Here is a 15,539-nt window from a genome sequence, read left to right as displayed (position 1 = left end):
GGTTGGCGCGTCAACGGACAGTCAGTCGGTATCCGACCCCATCGCGCCGTTCCGAGGACGGACACCCCCCGGCGCGGCCCCGACCCACCACGAAACCGCTGGCGCTACGCGCACCCCCACCGTCACGCCACCGAAGCGATCCGCATCCTGATGTCGTCCGGTGACAGCGCCCCCTTGGCCGTCACATGGTCCCCCGACGACTCCCCACGCAGCCGCCGCCCGATCCACGGCACCAGGAACTCCCGCGCCCAGTGGACGTCGTCCCGCCGGATGTCGAGGGTGCCGCGCTGCGGCAGCGGCGGCCAGTCCTGCTCGGGGTCGGCCGGTACCTGGACGCCGAGCACCTGGCCCGCGCGGAGCGCCACACGTGTGTGCCCCTCGGGCGACAGGTGCAGCCGGTCCGCGTCCCAGGCCCTGCGGTCCTGCACGCTGCGCAGGGACCACAGGTCGAGCACCGGACAGCCGTACCGGTCGGCGATGGCCCGGACATGCCCGTTGTACGTGGCGATCTTGCCGCGCAGATGCCTGAGCACGGGCATGCCGCGGGTGTCGAACCCGGTCGTCACCATCACCGTCCCGGCCACGGCGGTGAGCTGTGCGACCGCTCGCTCGAAGCGCTCGGCCACCTCGTCCGGATCCGTACCGGGCCGGAGGATGTCGTTGCCGCCGGCACAGAACGAGACGAGGTCCGGGGCCATCTCGACGGCCCGCGGAACCTGGTCCGCCACGATCTGGTCGAGGAGCTTTCCGCGCACGGCGAGGTTGGTGTATCGGAAGTCGCCTTCGGGCCGGCGGTCGGCGAGCAGCACGGCGAACCGGTCGGCCCAGCCGACGAACGCCCCGTCGGGGCCGGGATCACCGACGCCCTCGGTGAAGCTGTCCCCCACCGCCACGTACGACCCGATCACTGCTCTGCTGTCACTCTTCGAATCGTCTGCCACAGCCGTTCATGATTCACCTTCGAATGTGACCTACGCGACCGTAGGAAGGGGTTGACGGGCGGTGAGATAAGCCACTCCTAAAGGGTTTGCCAACTCCGGAATAGCCAGCCCGTCAGTGACGTTCCGGAGGCAGCCGCCAGACCCGGAATCCTGTGATCCGGAAGTGACTCCACACGGTCCGGAAGGCGAAGTGCCCGGCCGTGTAGGGCTGCGGATCGCGGTAGTCGAAGACCAATCGACCGTTGTTCCACCACCGGACCGTGGAGCCGTCGGCGACGATCCGGACCCGGTTCGGCTCGCCCGGCGCCAGCAGCGGCTCGGTGTAGTCGTAGATCAGGGGACGGACTCCGGGCTCCCCCACGTAACGCCGCAGCCGGGTCGTCGTGTTGTAGTTGGCCCCGTAGCCGGCGTAGTACGTCGTGAGGTGGTCGTACTCCTCCAGCGCCCCACCGCGCGGCGTGGCGAAGAGGTCGTCCGGCGACCGTACGTCGGTGGCGTTCCAGAAGTTGTTGAGGTCCGAGACCCGGTCGTTGACTCCGCCCTCGGAGACGGGTGTGGCGGTGTACTCGAGGACGTACGGCCCGTCGAGCCGCCGTTTGAACCAGACCGTCGCCCCGCTCGGTACGTCGATCTCCAGAACGCCCCGGGAGGCGGTGACGGTTCCACCGTCCTGGAGTTCGGTCGCCCATTGGGCGAGGCCGTGCCGGAAGTCGTCATGGGCGATGAGCCGGCGGTGCCGGGGCGCGGCGTTCGCGGCCCCGGTCGGGGCGAGGGCCGCCAGGGCGGCTCCGGCGGTCAGGGCTCCGAACGCCCTGCGGGTGGTGGGCACGGGACAGCTCCTTCGGGATCCGTCTAGAAAGCGCTTGCACTCAGGACGGGATCACTGTGTCCCAACTCCGGCTTCCTGTCGATTCCTTGGGGCTGTCCCCGGCTGCGGCACACGCCGAGGGCCGGACCCGGGGATCGGGTCCGGCCCTCGGCGTGTCAGGCAGGTGGTCGTGCGACCCGGTCAGATGGAGAGGCCGTGCGAGCGCAGGTAGGCGACCGGGTCGATGTCCGAGCCGTAGTCCGGCGTGGTGCGGATCTCGAAGTGCAGGTGCGGTCCGGTGACGTTGCCGGTCGCGCCGGAGAGGCCGACCTGCTGTCCGGCGGTCACGGTCTGGCCGGCCGAGACGGAGAGCTGGGACAGGTGGGCGTACTGCGCGTACTTGCCGTCCTCGAGCTGGATGACGACCTGGTTGCCGTACGCGCCGCCCCAGCCGGCGGAGACGACCGTACCCGCGCCGACAGCCTTGAGGGAGGTACCGGTCGGAACGACGAAGTCCACACCGGTGTGGTAGCCGCTGGACCACATGCTGCCGGACATGTGGTACGGAGTGCCGACACCGGCGCCGTCCACCGGGAGACTGAAGCCACTGGCGGCGGTCTCGGCGGCCGGCTTGGCGGCCGGCTTGGCGGCCGTCGCGCCGGTCGGGGCGGAGGCCTTCGAGGAGGACTGGGCCGGCGACTTCCCGGCGGAGGACTCGGAGGCCGAGGACTTCGACGGGGACGAGGGCTTGGGCGCGCTCGCCGCCTTCTTGCCGATCGAGAGCTTCAGACCCGGGTGGATCAGCGACGGGTCGTCGCCGACGGCGTCGCGGTTGTCCGCGTAGAGCTTCTTCCAGCCGCCGCTGACATGCTGCTCGTCGGCGATCTTCGCGAGATAGTCACCGGCCTTCACGGTGTACGCGCGGGCACCCGTGGCCTTTTCGGCGACCTTCTTCTCGGCGGCCGGAGCGGACTGGACGGGCTTTTCCGGGGCGGACTGCGGAGTGGCCGCGTGGGCGCCGGCGGCCCCCATGAGCGGAAGGGCGAGGGCGGCCCCGCCGGTTCCGGCGACGGCTATGGAGCGAGTGAGACGCTGAGTCTTGGGACGGCGATGCTTACCCTTCGCGGGCATGGCGAATTCCTCTCCGGCGCCTGCGAGGTGAGCTGTCGGGTGCGGGCTGGAGATGCCCGGCCGCGCCGAGGCGCGGCTTAACCCCAAGCCGTTCCGGGAACCGGAACAGGCGTCGTACCTGTGGGTCCCCCGCTCCTGCCGTACGTCGGGTCTGTGTGCGGGCTCCGGGCGGCGGCAGGATTGGGCGTCCGTCCGGATTGGTGTGGAACGTAAGCGACCACGACGCAATAGGACAAGCTTGCGGTTGCGCGTGACGGCGTTTTTCTTGACGCGTCGGCACATTTCCCGTCACTCAGCGTGGATTACGGACCTCCAACTTTCCCTGACACCCTCAGTTAATGCGTGGATTACGTGAACATGGCGACAACACTTCGTCACGAATATGACGATGGTCACGCACCCCGACCTCATCTCCTTTACGATCGGGGCACGTTGTGGCGAAGCAGCCAAAGCGCCTTATTCGGGCAGAACGGTTACTTGCACTTAAGGCGGACGACCACGGCGTCCAGATCCCCGCGCAGACCGACTCGCAGCCCGTGATGCAGCAGTACGGCCCCGCGGTGAACTTCGCCCGTTTCAAGGCATTCATACTGAAGTGCCGGATCGAGGCCGCGCAGCCGGAGCGCCGGAACGGGCTCGCCGTAGCGCTGAGCCTGGAGCCAGGCGAGAACGACGATCTCGTCACCGAAGACGTACTGCACCGCGCTGAGTCCACCCTCCGGCGGCCGCAGACGGTAGAGGTCGCCACGCTGGACCACGGGCCGGATCTCCTTGTAGAGCCTCACCCAGTCCCGGGCCTCGGCAAGCTCCTCCTCGGTCCACTTCGTGAGGTCCCCGCCGACCCCGAGCACCCCGGCCATGGCGCTGACGAACCGGAATCGCAGGGAACTGGCCCGGTGGTTGAGCATGGCGTTCGGACTGTCGGTGACCCAGGCGGCCATGACCCGGGCCGGATGGATCTGGCTGAAGCCGTGCTGGATGGCGAGCCGGTCGAGCGGGTCGGTGTTGTCCGACGTCCACACCTGGTCCGTGCGGCCCAGCACACCGAGGTCGATCCGGCCGCCGCCGCCCGAGCAGGACTCGAAGGCCACCCCCGGGTGGGCGGCCCGTAGCCGGTCCAGCAGGGAGTACAGGGCATGGACGTGGTCGACCCAGAGCCGCTGCGGGTAGGGGTCGTCCGGCCAGCCGGCGTCGGAGAAGCAGCGGTTGAAGTCCCACTTGACGTAGTCGACCGGGGCGCTGGAGAGGAGCCCGTCGAGTTGTTCCCAGAGGTACTCCTGGACGTCCTCGCGGGCGAGATTGAGTACGAGCTGATTGCGGAACTCCGTCCGCTTTCGTCCCGGTTGATACTGGACCCAGTCGGGGTGTGAGCGGTACAGCTCGCTGTCGGGGTTGACCATCTCCGGCTCGACCCAGATGCCGAACTGCATGCCGAGTCCGTGCACGTGATCGGCGAGCGGCCGCAGCCCGCCCGGGAAGCGGTCGGGGTTGGGGGTCCAGTCGCCGAGTCCGGCCCGGTCACTCGTGCGCGCCCCGAACCAGCCGTCGTCGACCACGAACAGCTCGACGCCCATGGCGGCGGCCCGCTCGGCGAGCGCCCGCTGCTGCTCCTCGGAGATGTCGAACTCGGTGGCCTCCCAGGAGTTGAACAGCACCGGCCGGTCCCGGTCGGCGTCCGGGACCACGTGGGCCCGCTGGTAGGCGTGCCAGGCGCGGCTGGCCCCGCCGAAGCCGCCGTCGCTGAAGAGCCCGGCGAAGACGGGGGTCGTGTACGACTCCCCCGTGCCCAGCATCAGAAGTCCCGAGTCGTCGTACCCGGCACCGCCGGTGATCTGCACGCGTGCGTCGGGGAGTTGGGCCACTGCGATCCGCCAGGATCCGGACCAGCCCAGAGCGCATCCGTAAACCTCGCCCCGCTCCTCGGTGGCGTCGGTGTCCAGCGCGACCCACGGCAGGTGCTGGTGGCCGGTGTGGCCGCGGCGACTGCCGATGACCTTCTCGCCGTGGGTGAGCGGGGAACGCTCCAATCGGGACTCGGCACCCCAGCGGCCGTGCAGCTGGGACAGCCGCCAGCCGTCGCGGTCGGGCAGGGTCCAGGTGGCGGAGTCGGCACGCAGCACCTCGACGGCCGGTCCGTGGTTGTCCAGTGTCACCCAGCGCTCGATCACGTCGTCCCGCATCCGGTAGTGCTGCGTGACGGCCAGGTCGCCGTCACGGAAGCGGAGCCGCAGCTCACCGTCCCCGGCGCCATGGCCCTCATAGGTCCACTCCGTACCGCGCCGCTCGCCGGTGCGGACGGACAGCGCGGGCCGGACGAAACGGGGGCCGCCCTCGACCGGGTACTCCTCACGGCCGTCGAGCGGGGACTCGAAGGGCCAGTACTCCGGCAGCGGCCGGACGGCGAGGGCCTCGGCGTCGGCGAGGCCGATCCGCGGGCCCCAGTGCAGGTGGAGCAGCTCGTCCCGGTCGGTGACGTGGACGGCGTAGCTGCTGGCCGGCCCTGAGAGGACCCACGTACGACCGTCTTCGGAGATCTCCAGCATCATGCCCTCACAGATTCGAACAAGCCCGACCAGCTCCGACCAGGCCCGAACATCATCGAGGGCTTCGGGGCCTTCGGGCAACGTCTGTGGACAACTCATTGCCCCAGGCAGGCATGTCGTATCGTCGAGTGATGCCCGTCGACGAGCCGCGCCGACGGGTACCGAATGGGAGGAGCCCCCGTGACACAGCAGGTCCCGTCGACCGAACCCGAGCTGGCCGGCGTGCGCAACTTCCGTGATGTGGGCGGACTGCCGACCGTGGACGGACGGCGGGTGCGGCAGGGAATGCTGTTCCGCAGCGGCCACCTCGCGCACGCGACCGGCGAGGACGCCGCCTTCCTGACCACCCTGGGCCTGCACACCATCTTCGACTTCCGCAACGCGGCCGACCAGAAGCTCGAGGGGCCGGACGTCGAACTGCCGGGCGTGCGCAACGTGAATCTGCCGCTGAGCGACCCGGCCGACGGTGCCGAGTTCTGGAAGATGGTCCGCGACGGCGACTTGGACCAGCTGCGCGCGATCCTCTCGGACGGCAAGGGTGCGAACCGGATGATCGCCTCGTACCGCGCGATCATCACCACCCGCACCGCCGAGCACTCCCAGGTGCTGCACGCGCTCGTCGAGGACAGCGTCCCGGCGCTGATGCACTGCGCGGCCGGCAAGGACCGCGCGGGCCTCTCCATCGCGGTGACGCTGCTCGCGCTGGGCGTCGAACGCGAGGCGATCGTCGACGACTACCTGAAGTCGAACGCCAAGCACCGCCGCTACAAGGTGCACCGCAGCAGCTCCCACGCCTCGGCCTACTCCCCCGAGGTCATGGAGCTGCTCAGCCCCCTGTTCGACGCGCGTGCCGAGTACCTGACGGCGGCCTTCGACACCATCGACGAGACGTGGGGCGGCGTCGAGGCCTACCTGGAGCAGGGACTCGGGCTCTCCCCTCAGTCCCGGGGGCGGCTGCGCGAGCGGCTGCTCGACTGAGGCCCTAGCGGGCCCCCGCCTCGAACAGGAAGTAGACGAACGCGGCGAAGACGTGCCCCATCACGAGGTAGATGAACAACCGCACCCACAGGGCGCGGGGAAACTTCTCCTCCATGTCGCTCATGACACGTCTCCAGGGGTGGGGCCCAGGCACAGGGCGGCCGCGGGGCTCTGCAGCAGGGTGTGGACGAAGAGCAGGTCGACGCCGTCGTGGTCCTCGGCGGCGATCCGGTGCGGGGTGAGCGAGTCGAAGTGGGCGCTGTCACCGGGCGCCAGCCGGTGTGCGGCGTCCCCGAGGCGCAGTCGCAGCCGGCCTCGCAGCACATGGAGCCACTCCTCGCCCGGATGGACGCGCACGATGTCGCCCTGGGAGCCGTACGGGACATGGACGCGCAGGGCCTGCATCCCGCGCCCGGAGGCGCCGGCCTGCCAGTACGTCCAGCCACCCGCCGCCGTCGGCTCCATGTCGGCCGCACGCACCACGGCGTCCCGGCCGGCGACCGTCTCGCCCAGCAGTTCGGAGACGGTCGTACCGTAGACGCGGGCGAGTGCGAGCAGCATCGGCAGCGACGGCTGGCGCTGCCCGGTCTCCAGCCGGGAGAGATGGGCGGGTGACAGTCCGGCGGCACGGGCGGCGGCCTCGAGCGTCAGGGAGGCCTGGCGCCGCAGCGCCCGCAGCCGCGGCGCTACGGCGGGTAGCGCATCGGCCTGGCCGGCCATCGGCTCGGCCTCGGCATGAGGCCCGGCGGAGTGCTCGGGCTCGGAGGAGCTCATGCCTCCATTCAGCCGGAACTTTGCCCCACCGGCAAATTTCTTGCCTCAGAGGCAAAGAAGGGCGTCACCGGTTGGCCACCGCCTGCTTCACCAGTGTCCTGCCGAAGTCCCAGACCAGCCCGCCGTCGTGCGCGTCGTCCATCACGGCGGTGAAGGCGTCGACGAACCGGTCCACCTCCCGCTCGCCGATGATCAGCGGGGGAATCAGCTTGATCACCTCCATGTGATCGCCCGAGACCTGGGTGAGGATCCGGTGCTTCTGGAGCAGCGGTACCACGACCATCTGCGCGAAGAGTCCCTTGCGCGCGGCCTGGAGCATGGCCCAGCGGCCGCGCAGTTTCAGCGACTTCGGCCGGCCGAACTCGATGCCGACCATCAGGCCCCGGCCCCGGACGTCGGCGAGCATCTCGTACGTGCCGGTCAGCGCGGACAGCCGGGACCTGAGCAGCTCACCGGTGGTGCGGACGCCCGCGACGATCTGCTCGCTCTCCATCACCGACAGCACCGCGAGGCCTGCCGCCATGGCCTGCGCGTTGGAGCCGAAGCTCGCCGAGTGGACCAGGACCCGGTCCATGGACGAGTAGACCTTCTTGAAGATCCAGTCCTTGCCGATGGTGGCGCCGACCGGCACATAGCCGCCGGACAGCGCCTTGGCCACGCACACCAGGTCGGGCTCGACGCCCTCCTCGTGCTGGTAGCCGTAGAAGTCGCCGGTCCGGCCGAGGCCCGTCTGCACCTCGTCGGCGATGAGCAGCGCCTTGTGCCGGTGCAACAACTCCTGGGCGGCCGGCAGATACCCGGGCGGGGGCGCCAGTACGCCCTTGCCCTGGATGGGCTCGACGATCAGGGCGGCGACATCGCCCTTCTTCAACTCCCGCTCCAGCGCGTCGAGATCGCCGAGCGGTACGGCCGTGTCGGGCAGCAGTGGGGCGAATCCGTCGCGGAAGGCGGACTCGCCGTTGACGGAGAGGGAGCCGGTGGTCAGGCCGTGGAACGCGTGCGCGCAGTACAGGACCCTGGGTCTGCCCGTGACGAACCGGGCGAACTTGAGGGCGGCCTCGACCGCCTCGGTGCCGCTGTTGCCGAAGAACACCCGGTCCAGGTGCGGGCTGTGCGCGAGCAGCTTCTCGGCCAGCAGGCCCGGCAGCGGCTGGCAGTCGAACCGGGTGAGGTCGGCGAGAGAGGCGTCCAGGACGTCGTGCAGCGCCTTGCGCACCACGGGGTGGTGGCGGCCGAGCCCCATCACCCCGAACCCGGCGAGCATGTCCAGGTAGTCATTGCCGTCCGCGTCGTAGAAGTAGGCGCCCTCGGCGCGCTCGTAGACCTTGTCGAAGCCGATGGTGTGCAGCATGCGCGGGAGCTGGTGGTTGAGGTACCGGGTGTGCAGCTCGTAGCGCTCGGCTCCGCGCTCGGCCAGCAGCTTGCCGAGGTCGAACGCCCCGGCCTGCGACGACTCCGACGCGGATTCGGCGGTTGTCATTCCTGTGGCTCCTTGGACATCTCTTCCTTGACGGTCAGGCTCGCGCTGATCCGTCCGGCGATCTCGACGGGTGTCAGGCCGATGTCGGCGAGCACCTCAGCGCGCTTGGCGTGCGCGAGGAACTGCTCCGGGATGCCGAAGCGCCGGACCGGTACGTCGACCTCGGCGTCGCCCAGCGCCAGCGCCACGGCCGAACCGACCCCTGCCGCCCGGCTGTTGTCCTCGACGACGGCGACCAGGCGGTGCTGGGCGGCGAGGCCCGGGAGGGCCGGGTCCACGGGCTTGACCCAGCGGGGGTCGACGACGGTGCAGCCGATGCCGCGTGCTTCGAGCAGCTCGGCGGCCCGGAGGCAGACCGGCGCCATCACACCCACGGCCACCAGGAGGGCCCGCGGCTGAGCGGAACGGTGCAGCACGTCCAGTCCGCCGACCCGGTCGACCGCCGGGACCGACGGGCCGACGGACTCCTTCGGGAAGCGCAGCAGGGTCGGCGCGTCGTCGACTGCGACCGCCTCGCGCAACTGCAGGCGCAGCTGGTCGGCGTCGCGCGGCGCGGCGATCCTGAGGCCGGGCACGACCTGGAGGACGGACATGTCCCACATGCCGTTGTGGGAGGCCCCGTCGACGCCGGTGACGCCCGCCCGGTCGAGCACGAAGGTCACCCCGCAGCGGTGCAGGGCCACGTCCATCAGGAGCTGGTCGAAGGCGCGGTTGAGGAAGGTGGCGTAGACGGCGACGACCGGGTGCAGGCCGCCCGTGGCCAGACCCGCCGCGGACACGGCCGCGTGCTGCTCGGCGATGCCGACGTCCCACACCCGGTCCGGGAACCGCTCGGCGAACCGGCCGAGGCCCACCGGGTGCAGCATGGCAGCGGTGATCGCCACCACGTCGTCGCGTTCCTCGCCGATCCGCACGATCTCGTCGCCGAACACGGAGGTCCAGGAAGGGCCGGCGGACGGGGTAAGCGGTTCGCAGGTCAGCGGGTCCATCACGCCGACGGTGTGGAAGTGGTCCTCCTCGTGGGCGAGGGCGGGTGCACAGCCCCGGCCCTTCTCCGTGAGGCAGTGGACGAGTACCGGGCCGTGGAAGCGCTTCGCGCGGCGCAGTGCGGACTCGACGGCGCCGATGTCGTGCCCGTCGATCGGTCCGACGTACTTCAGTCCGAGATCCTCGAACAGGCCCTGCGGCGCGAACGCGTCCTTGAAGCCCTTCTTCGCGCCGTGCAGGGCCTCGTAGAGCGTGCGGCCGACCAGGGGTGTGCCCTGGAGCACGTCCTTGCCCCAGGCCAGCACCCGCTCGTAGCCGTCGGTGGTGCGCAGGGTCGCGAGGTGGTTGGCGAGACCGCCGATGGTCGGGGCGTAGGAGCGTTCGTTGTCGTTGACGACGATGATCAGCGGGCGGTTCCTGGCGGCGGCGATGTTGTTCAGCGCCTCCCAGGCCATGCCTCCGGTGAGGGCTCCGTCGCCGATGACCGCGACGACGTGGCCCTTCTCCCCCCGCACCTGGCGGGCTTTGGCGAGCCCGTCGGCCCAACCGAGCGCCGTGGAGGCGTGGCTGTTCTCGATGACGTCGTGCTCGGACTCCTCACGCGAGGGGTAGCCGGACAGGCCGCCCTTGCCGCGCAGTTTGGAGAAGTCCTGGCGTCCGGTCAGCAGTTTGTGGACGTAGGACTGGTGGCCGGTGTCCCACAGGACGCGGTCGACCGGCGACTCGAAGACCCGGTGCAGGGCGATGGTCAGCTCCACCACGCCCAGGTTGGGCCCCAGATGGCCGCCGGTCCTGGCGACCGCGTGCACCAGGAATTCCCTGATCTCGTCGGACAGTTCCCCCAGTTCCGTCTCGGACAGCGCCTTCAGGTCGCGCGGTCCCCGGATGCTCTCCAGAATCGTCACGCTCGGGCCCCCTTCGCATTCCGTGCTGCTCAGCTCACGGTGACGGCGGGCTCCCCCGGCCCCACGCCGTCCTGCTCCATCTGGTCGGCGAGCTTCATCGCCTCTTCGATCAGCGTCTCGACGATCCTCGACTCGGGGACAGTCTTGATGACCTCGCCCTTCACGAAGATCTGTCCCTTGCCGTTGCCGGAGGCCACCCCGAGATCGGCCTCCCGTGCCTCGCCGGGCCCGTTGACCACACATCCCATGACGGCGACCCGCAGCGGCACCTCCATGCCCTCGAGTCCGGCCGTGACCTCGTCGGCGAGCTTGTAGACGTCGACCTGGGCGCGTCCGCAGGACGGGCAGGAGACGATCTCCAGCCGGCGCTGCCGCAGCCCCAGTGACTCCAGGATCTGGATGCCGACCTTCACTTCCTCGGCCGGCGGCGCCGACAGCGACACCCGGATCGTGTCGCCGATGCCTTGCGACAGCAGCGCCCCGAACGCCACCGCCGACTTGACCGTGCCCTGGAACGCCGGTCCCGCCTCCGTCACCCCCAGGTGCAGCGGGTAGTCGCACTGCTCGGCGAGCTGCCGGTAGGCCTCGATCATCACGACCGGGTCGTTGTGCTTGACGGAGATCTTGATGTCCCGGAAGCCGTGCTCCTCGAACAGGGACGCCTCCCACAGGGCGCTCTCCACGAGTGCCTCAGGCGTCGCCTTGCCGTACTTCTGAAGCAGACGCCGGTCGAGCGACCCGGCGTTGACGCCGATCCGGATCGGGGTGCCGTGGTCCTCGGCGGCCTGCGCGATCTCCTTGATCCGGTCGTCGAACTGCTTGATGTTGCCCGGGTTGACGCGTACGGCCGCACAGCCCGCCTCGATGGCCGCGAACACGTACTTCGGCTGGAAGTGGATGTCCGCGATCACGGGGATCTGCGACTTGCGCGCGATGGTCGCCAGCGCGTCCGCGTCGTCCTGCGTGGGGCAGGCGACCCGGACGATCTGGCAGCCGGACGCGGTGAGCTCGGCGATCTGCTGCAGCGTGGCGCCGACGTCCGAGGTACGGGTCGTGGTCATCGACTGCACCGACACCGGGGCCCCGCCCCCGACCGCGACCGGACCGACCTGGATCCGGCGCGAGACGCGCCGCTCCGCGACCGGCCGGACCGGTACCTCGGGGACCCCCAGGGGGATGGCGGTCATGGCGTCACTCCCGGTTTCCGGAGACCGTCTCGCGCATGGCGCGCAGGGACTCCTTCAGCGAGCCCATAGTGGCGAGGACGGCGGTGGGCTCGTATCCGCAGTGCGCCATGCAGTTGGCGCAGCGCGGGTCCTTGCCCCGGCCGTACTTGTCCCAGTCGGTGTCCTCGACCAGCTCCCGGTACGTCGGCACGTACCCGTCGCTCATCAGGTAGCAGGGACGCTGCCAGCCGAAGAGCGAGTAGTTGGGGATCGCCCACGCGGTGCACGGGAAGTCGACCTTCCCCTCCAGGAAGTCCAGGAAGAGCGGGGAGTGGTTGAGCCGCCAGCGCCGCCGGTTGCCGCCGGCGAAGGCCTTCCTGAACAGCTCGCGGGTCTGCTCCACGCCGAGGAAGTGCTCCTGGTCGGGGGCCTTCTCGTAGGCGTAGGCGGGCGAGATCATCATCTCGTCGACCTGGAGGTCGTCGTTGAGGAAGTTCAGCACCTCGATGACGGTCTGCGGGGTGTCGGTGTTGAAGAAGGTCGAGTTGGTGGTGACCCGGAAGCCACGCCGCTTGGCGTCCTTGATGGCCTCCACCGCCACGTCGAACACGCCCTCCTTGGCCACCGACTCGTCGTGCCGTTCGCGCAGCCCGTCGATGTGCACCGCGAAGGCGAAGTAGGGGGAGGGCTTGAACTGGTCCATCTTCTTGCGCAGCAGCAGTGCGTTGGTGCACAGGAAGACGTACTTGCGCCTGGCCACCAGCTGACGCACGATCTCGTCGATCTGCGGGTGCATCAGGGGCTCGCCACCGGCAATGGACACCATCGGGGCCCCGGACTCCAGCACCGCCCCCACGGCCTGGGCGACCGGCATCCGCTGCTTGAGCACCCCGGCCGGGTGCTGAATCTTGCCGCACCCCTCGCACTTGAGGTTGCAGGCGAACAGCGGCTCCAGCTCGACGATCAGCGGAAACTTGTCGCGGCGGCGGAGCTTCTGTTCAGCCAAGTACGTAGCGACCTTGATGGACTGTCGGAGCGGCATGGCCATCTGGCTCACCTCCTGGGGAGCAGCAAGGAACGGTGCCATTCGTAGAAAGCGGGAAGGACGCGGCGAAGGACGCGGAAAGCTGATATTCCACCGCGTAGGGTGCCGATCCGGACGAGTTCATGTTCTGGAGCGTCCACGACCACCCGGACGGCCGCAACCGGGCGCTCGCCCGCGCGCACGGCGCTCAGGAGCGTTGCCGCCGACTCCATGTCGACCGCGATCGCGCCGGTCGCGAACAGATCGGACCGTTCGTGACCGCGTACGACGTGGTCGGAGCCGGTGAGCGGCCCGGTGTGCACGGTCCGTCCGGGCACCGTCCTGACCAGCTCCTTGACCAGCAGGTCGGTCCCGACGCAGACGGTGGTGCCGCGTGGGTCGCGGGTCTCCTCGGCGACGACCAGGTCTCCGGGGTGCATGTCCGGGGCGAGCCCCGCGCAGAAGCCGGTGGCCAGGACGGCGGCGTCACGCAGGGCCGCCTCGGCGAGCATCCGGGTGACGGACCGCTCGGCCGCCGCCGGCCCCATGCCCGTGCGCAGCACGGTGACCGGCCCGCCGGTGCCGTCCCGCTCCCCCGTGCGCAGGGCCAGCTGCTCGATGCCGAGCGCGCAGGCGATCAGCAGCGGGGCCGGGGCGGGCTGGGCGCTCATCAGCTTCCCTTGGCCTCGGCCAGCGGCTCCCGGGCCTCCCCGCTCCGCTTGTGCCGGTCGGCGAAGGGCTCCCCGTGGACGTACCGGCCGAGCGCGGTGAGCGGGAACACCTGCCGGTAGAGGTGGTAGTTGATCGAGAAGTCCCACGGGAAGCCCGTCCCCGTGAAGTACGGCTCGTTCCAGGAGCCGTCCTCCCGCTGGGTGGCGGCGAGCCACTCGATGCCGCGTTCGACGGCCTTGGACTCCCGTTCCCCCGCGGCGAGCAGGGCCATCAGGGCCCAGGCCGTCTGGGAGGCGGTCGAGGCGCCCCTGCCGCTCCACTCCCCGGCGTCCTTGTAGGAGCGCAGGTCCTCGCCCCAGCCGCCGTCGTCGTTCTGGACCGACTCCAGCCACGTCACGGCCCGCCGGATCGCCGGGTGGGCGGCGGGGAGGCCGGCGGCGACCAGGGCGGGGACGACGGATCCGGTTCCGTAGAGGTAGTTGACGCCCCAGCGTCCGAACCACGAGCCGTCCGCTTCCTGTTCGGCCAGCAGCCACTCGATGCCGCGCCGGGTGCGCGGGTCGTGGGCGAGGCCCTCCACGGCGAGCATCTCGACGACATGGGCGGTGACATCGGCGGAGGGCGGGTCGATGACCTCGCCGAAGTCGCAGAACGGCAGCCGGTTCGGGAACGGGCTGGTGTTGTCGGCGTCGAAGGCGCCCCACGCGCCGTTCTTCGACTGCATGCCGAGGGTCCAGCGCATGCCGCGCCCGACGGCCTTGTCCACCCGCACCGGGTCGTGGTGGGTGATCCGGCGCAGTGCGAGGATCACCTCGGCGGTGTCGTCGATGTCGGGGTAGTTGTCGTTGTGGAATTCGAACGCCCAGCCTCCGGGCGGCAGTTCGGGTCGCCGCACCGACCAGTCCCCGGGCCGGACGATCTCCTCGCCCAGCATCCAGTCCGCCGCCTTCACCAACTGCGGGTGATCGGCGGGCAGTCCGGCGTCAGCGAGCGCGATCGCGGCCAGGCAGGTGTCCCACACGGGTGACTGACAGGCCTCGATCATCCGGGCTCCGTCCTCCCGCCACACGGCGAACCGGTCCAGGGAGGCCAGCCCCTCACGCATCACGGGGTGCTGGAGGTCGTAGCCGAGCAGGTGCAGGGCGATGATCGAGTACACGGCCGGGGGCTGGATGCCGCCCCAGCAGCCGTCGTTCTCCTGCCGCTCGATGATCCAGCGGGCGGCGCTGTTCATGGCGGCTCTGCGCAGCTTGCGCGGGGCGACCCCGCGCAGGAGGTGCAACCCCTTGTCCAGGCGCTGGAAGGCGCCGTCCCAGCTGAACGCCGGAGCGAGCGGCCGGGGCGGGTTGGGGCGGCCGGGGTCGGTGTGCAGCTCGTCGAGCGGGAACGGCGCGGGGCGTACCGGCCGCTTCGCCGAGACGATCGTCAGCGGCACGACGGTCTGCCGGGCCCAGCAGCCGAAGTCGTAGATGTTGAGCGGCATCCACGTCGGGAAGTAGATGAGTTCCGGAGGGAGTTCGGGCAGGTCCTCCCACTTCCACCAGCCGAACAGGGCCAGCCAGATCCGGGTGAAGACCCGGGCGGCGGCGATGCCGCCCTGCTGACGGATCCAGGCGGAGGCCTTCGCCATGTGCGGCGCGTCGGGCGCGTCGCCGGCCAGGCGGAGGGCGACGTACGCCTCGATGGTGGTGGAGAGTTCACCCGGTCCGCCGTAGAAGGTGGCCCAGGTGCCGTCCTCGCGCTGCTCGCCGCGGATGAAGAGCGCGGCCGCCCGCGTGGTCTTCTCGTCCCGGATACCGAGGAACTGACGCAGCAGCAGGTCCTCGGCGTCCATGGTGACGTTGGTCTCGAGGTCGCCCTTCCACCAGCCCTGGGCGTCCTGCCGGGAGAGCAGGAAGTCGGTGGCACGCCGTGCTGCGCGTGCGGCGGCTTCTCGTACCCCGGCCGCCCCGGGGGTCTCGATGTCGTGTTCGCTGGCCGCGTCGGCGCGGGGTGGCAGGGCCCCGGTGCTTCCGTCGGTCGTCGCTGTCATGGCTTCCCCTTCGTGCAGTGGTGCAAGGCAGTGCATCTGCTGTGGGTCCGCCGTCGGCCGGTGTGGGGTCAGGACTCGCCGCACCGGCCGGCGACTAC

The 15,539-nt window shown here is 70.2% G+C and carries 13 protein-coding genes and 1 riboswitch; of the genes, 1 reads left to right on the top strand and 12 read right to left on the bottom strand.

From position 1 onward, the window contains the following. Nucleotides 1-122 precede the first annotated feature (122 nt). The 4 genes from IE97_RS0122745 to IE97_RS0122730 all read right to left on the bottom strand — a co-directional run bounded on the left by IE97_RS0122745 (nt 123) and on the right by IE97_RS0122730 (nt 5,423). Nucleotides 123-908, bottom strand: a complete 786-nt coding sequence (locus IE97_RS0122745) for an SGNH/GDSL hydrolase family protein (protein WP_030243617.1) — start codon at nt 906-908, stop codon at nt 123-125. Between the two features lie 145 nt (nt 909-1,053). Continuing rightward, nucleotides 1,054-1,770, bottom strand: coding sequence for a DUF6250 domain-containing protein (locus IE97_RS0122740; RefSeq protein WP_030243614.1), 717 nt, complete (start codon nt 1,768-1,770; stop codon nt 1,054-1,056). 180 nt (nt 1,771-1,950) lie between these two features. Continuing rightward, nucleotides 1,951-2,880 (bottom strand): M23 family metallopeptidase, encoded by a 930-nt coding sequence (locus IE97_RS0122735; RefSeq protein ID WP_030243611.1) that lies wholly within the window; start codon nt 2,878-2,880, stop codon nt 1,951-1,953. Nucleotides 2,881-2,884: 4 nt separating this feature from the next. Continuing rightward, a riboswitch (cyclic di-AMP (ydaO/yuaA leader) is annotated at nt 2,885-3,038 on the bottom strand. Between the two features lie 315 nt (nt 3,039-3,353). After that, entirely contained in the window at nt 3,354-5,423 is a 2,070-nt protein-coding gene (locus tag IE97_RS0122730; RefSeq protein WP_030243609.1) for an alpha-galactosidase, read from the bottom strand. 180 nt (nt 5,424-5,603) lie between these two features. Here IE97_RS0122730 and IE97_RS0122725 point away from each other — a divergent pair, with 180 nt between their 5' ends. Continuing rightward, entirely contained in the window at nt 5,604-6,401 is a 798-nt protein-coding gene (locus tag IE97_RS0122725; protein WP_030243607.1) for a tyrosine-protein phosphatase, read from the top strand. A gap of 4 nt (nt 6,402-6,405) precedes the next feature. Here the strand turns inward: IE97_RS0122725 and IE97_RS38620 are convergent, their stop codons facing one another. From IE97_RS38620 to shc, 8 genes are all read right to left on the bottom strand, one after another. Beyond that, nucleotides 6,406-6,525, bottom strand: a complete 120-nt coding sequence (locus IE97_RS38620) for a DUF6126 family protein (RefSeq protein ID WP_037834720.1) — start codon at nt 6,523-6,525, stop codon at nt 6,406-6,408. Continuing rightward, entirely contained in the window at nt 6,522-7,175 is a 654-nt protein-coding gene (locus IE97_RS0122715) for a helix-turn-helix domain-containing protein (RefSeq protein WP_030243604.1), read from the bottom strand. Before IE97_RS0122715 ends, IE97_RS38620 begins: the two co-directional genes overlap by 4 nt. Before the next feature lie 64 nt (nt 7,176-7,239). Further along, complete coding sequence (locus IE97_RS0122710; protein ID WP_030243602.1) at nt 7,240-8,655, bottom strand: aspartate aminotransferase family protein; 1,416 nt, start codon at nt 8,653-8,655, stop codon at nt 7,240-7,242. Continuing rightward, on the bottom strand, nt 8,652-10,547 hold the full coding sequence (gene dxs / locus IE97_RS0122705) for a 1-deoxy-D-xylulose-5-phosphate synthase (RefSeq protein ID WP_030243599.1): 1,896 nt from the start codon (nt 10,545-10,547) through the stop codon (nt 8,652-8,654). The genes IE97_RS0122710 and dxs overlap by 4 nt, the downstream gene beginning before the upstream one ends. A 29-nt stretch (nt 10,548-10,576) precedes the next feature. After that, nucleotides 10,577-11,734: a flavodoxin-dependent (E)-4-hydroxy-3-methylbut-2-enyl-diphosphate synthase gene (gene ispG, locus IE97_RS0122700; protein WP_030243597.1), complete on the bottom strand. Its 1,158-nt coding sequence runs from the start codon at nt 11,732-11,734 to the stop codon at nt 10,577-10,579. A gap of 4 nt (nt 11,735-11,738) precedes the next feature. Continuing rightward, nucleotides 11,739-12,761: an adenosyl-hopene transferase HpnH gene (hpnH, locus tag IE97_RS0122695; RefSeq protein WP_030243595.1), complete on the bottom strand. Its 1,023-nt coding sequence runs from the start codon at nt 12,759-12,761 to the stop codon at nt 11,739-11,741. Nucleotides 12,762-12,766: 5 nt separating this feature from the next. Next, nucleotides 12,767-13,408 carry a hypothetical protein gene (locus IE97_RS0122690; RefSeq protein WP_030243592.1) on the bottom strand — a complete coding sequence of 214 codons (642 nt, stop codon included), beginning with the start codon at nt 13,406-13,408 and terminating at the stop codon, nt 12,767-12,769. Further along, nucleotides 13,408-15,441, bottom strand: coding sequence for a squalene--hopene cyclase (gene shc, locus IE97_RS0122685; protein WP_037844635.1), 2,034 nt, complete (start codon nt 15,439-15,441; stop codon nt 13,408-13,410). Before shc ends, IE97_RS0122690 begins: the two co-directional genes overlap by 1 nt. Between the last annotated feature and the right edge of the window lie 98 nt (nt 15,442-15,539).

It is taken from the genome of Streptomyces sp. NRRL S-455, assembly GCF_000717875.1.
GTDB lineage: Bacteria > Actinomycetota > Actinomycetes > Streptomycetales > Streptomycetaceae > Streptomyces.
Note: the sequence above shows the minus strand (reverse complement) of the source record. Positions and strands in the feature narration are given on the sequence as shown.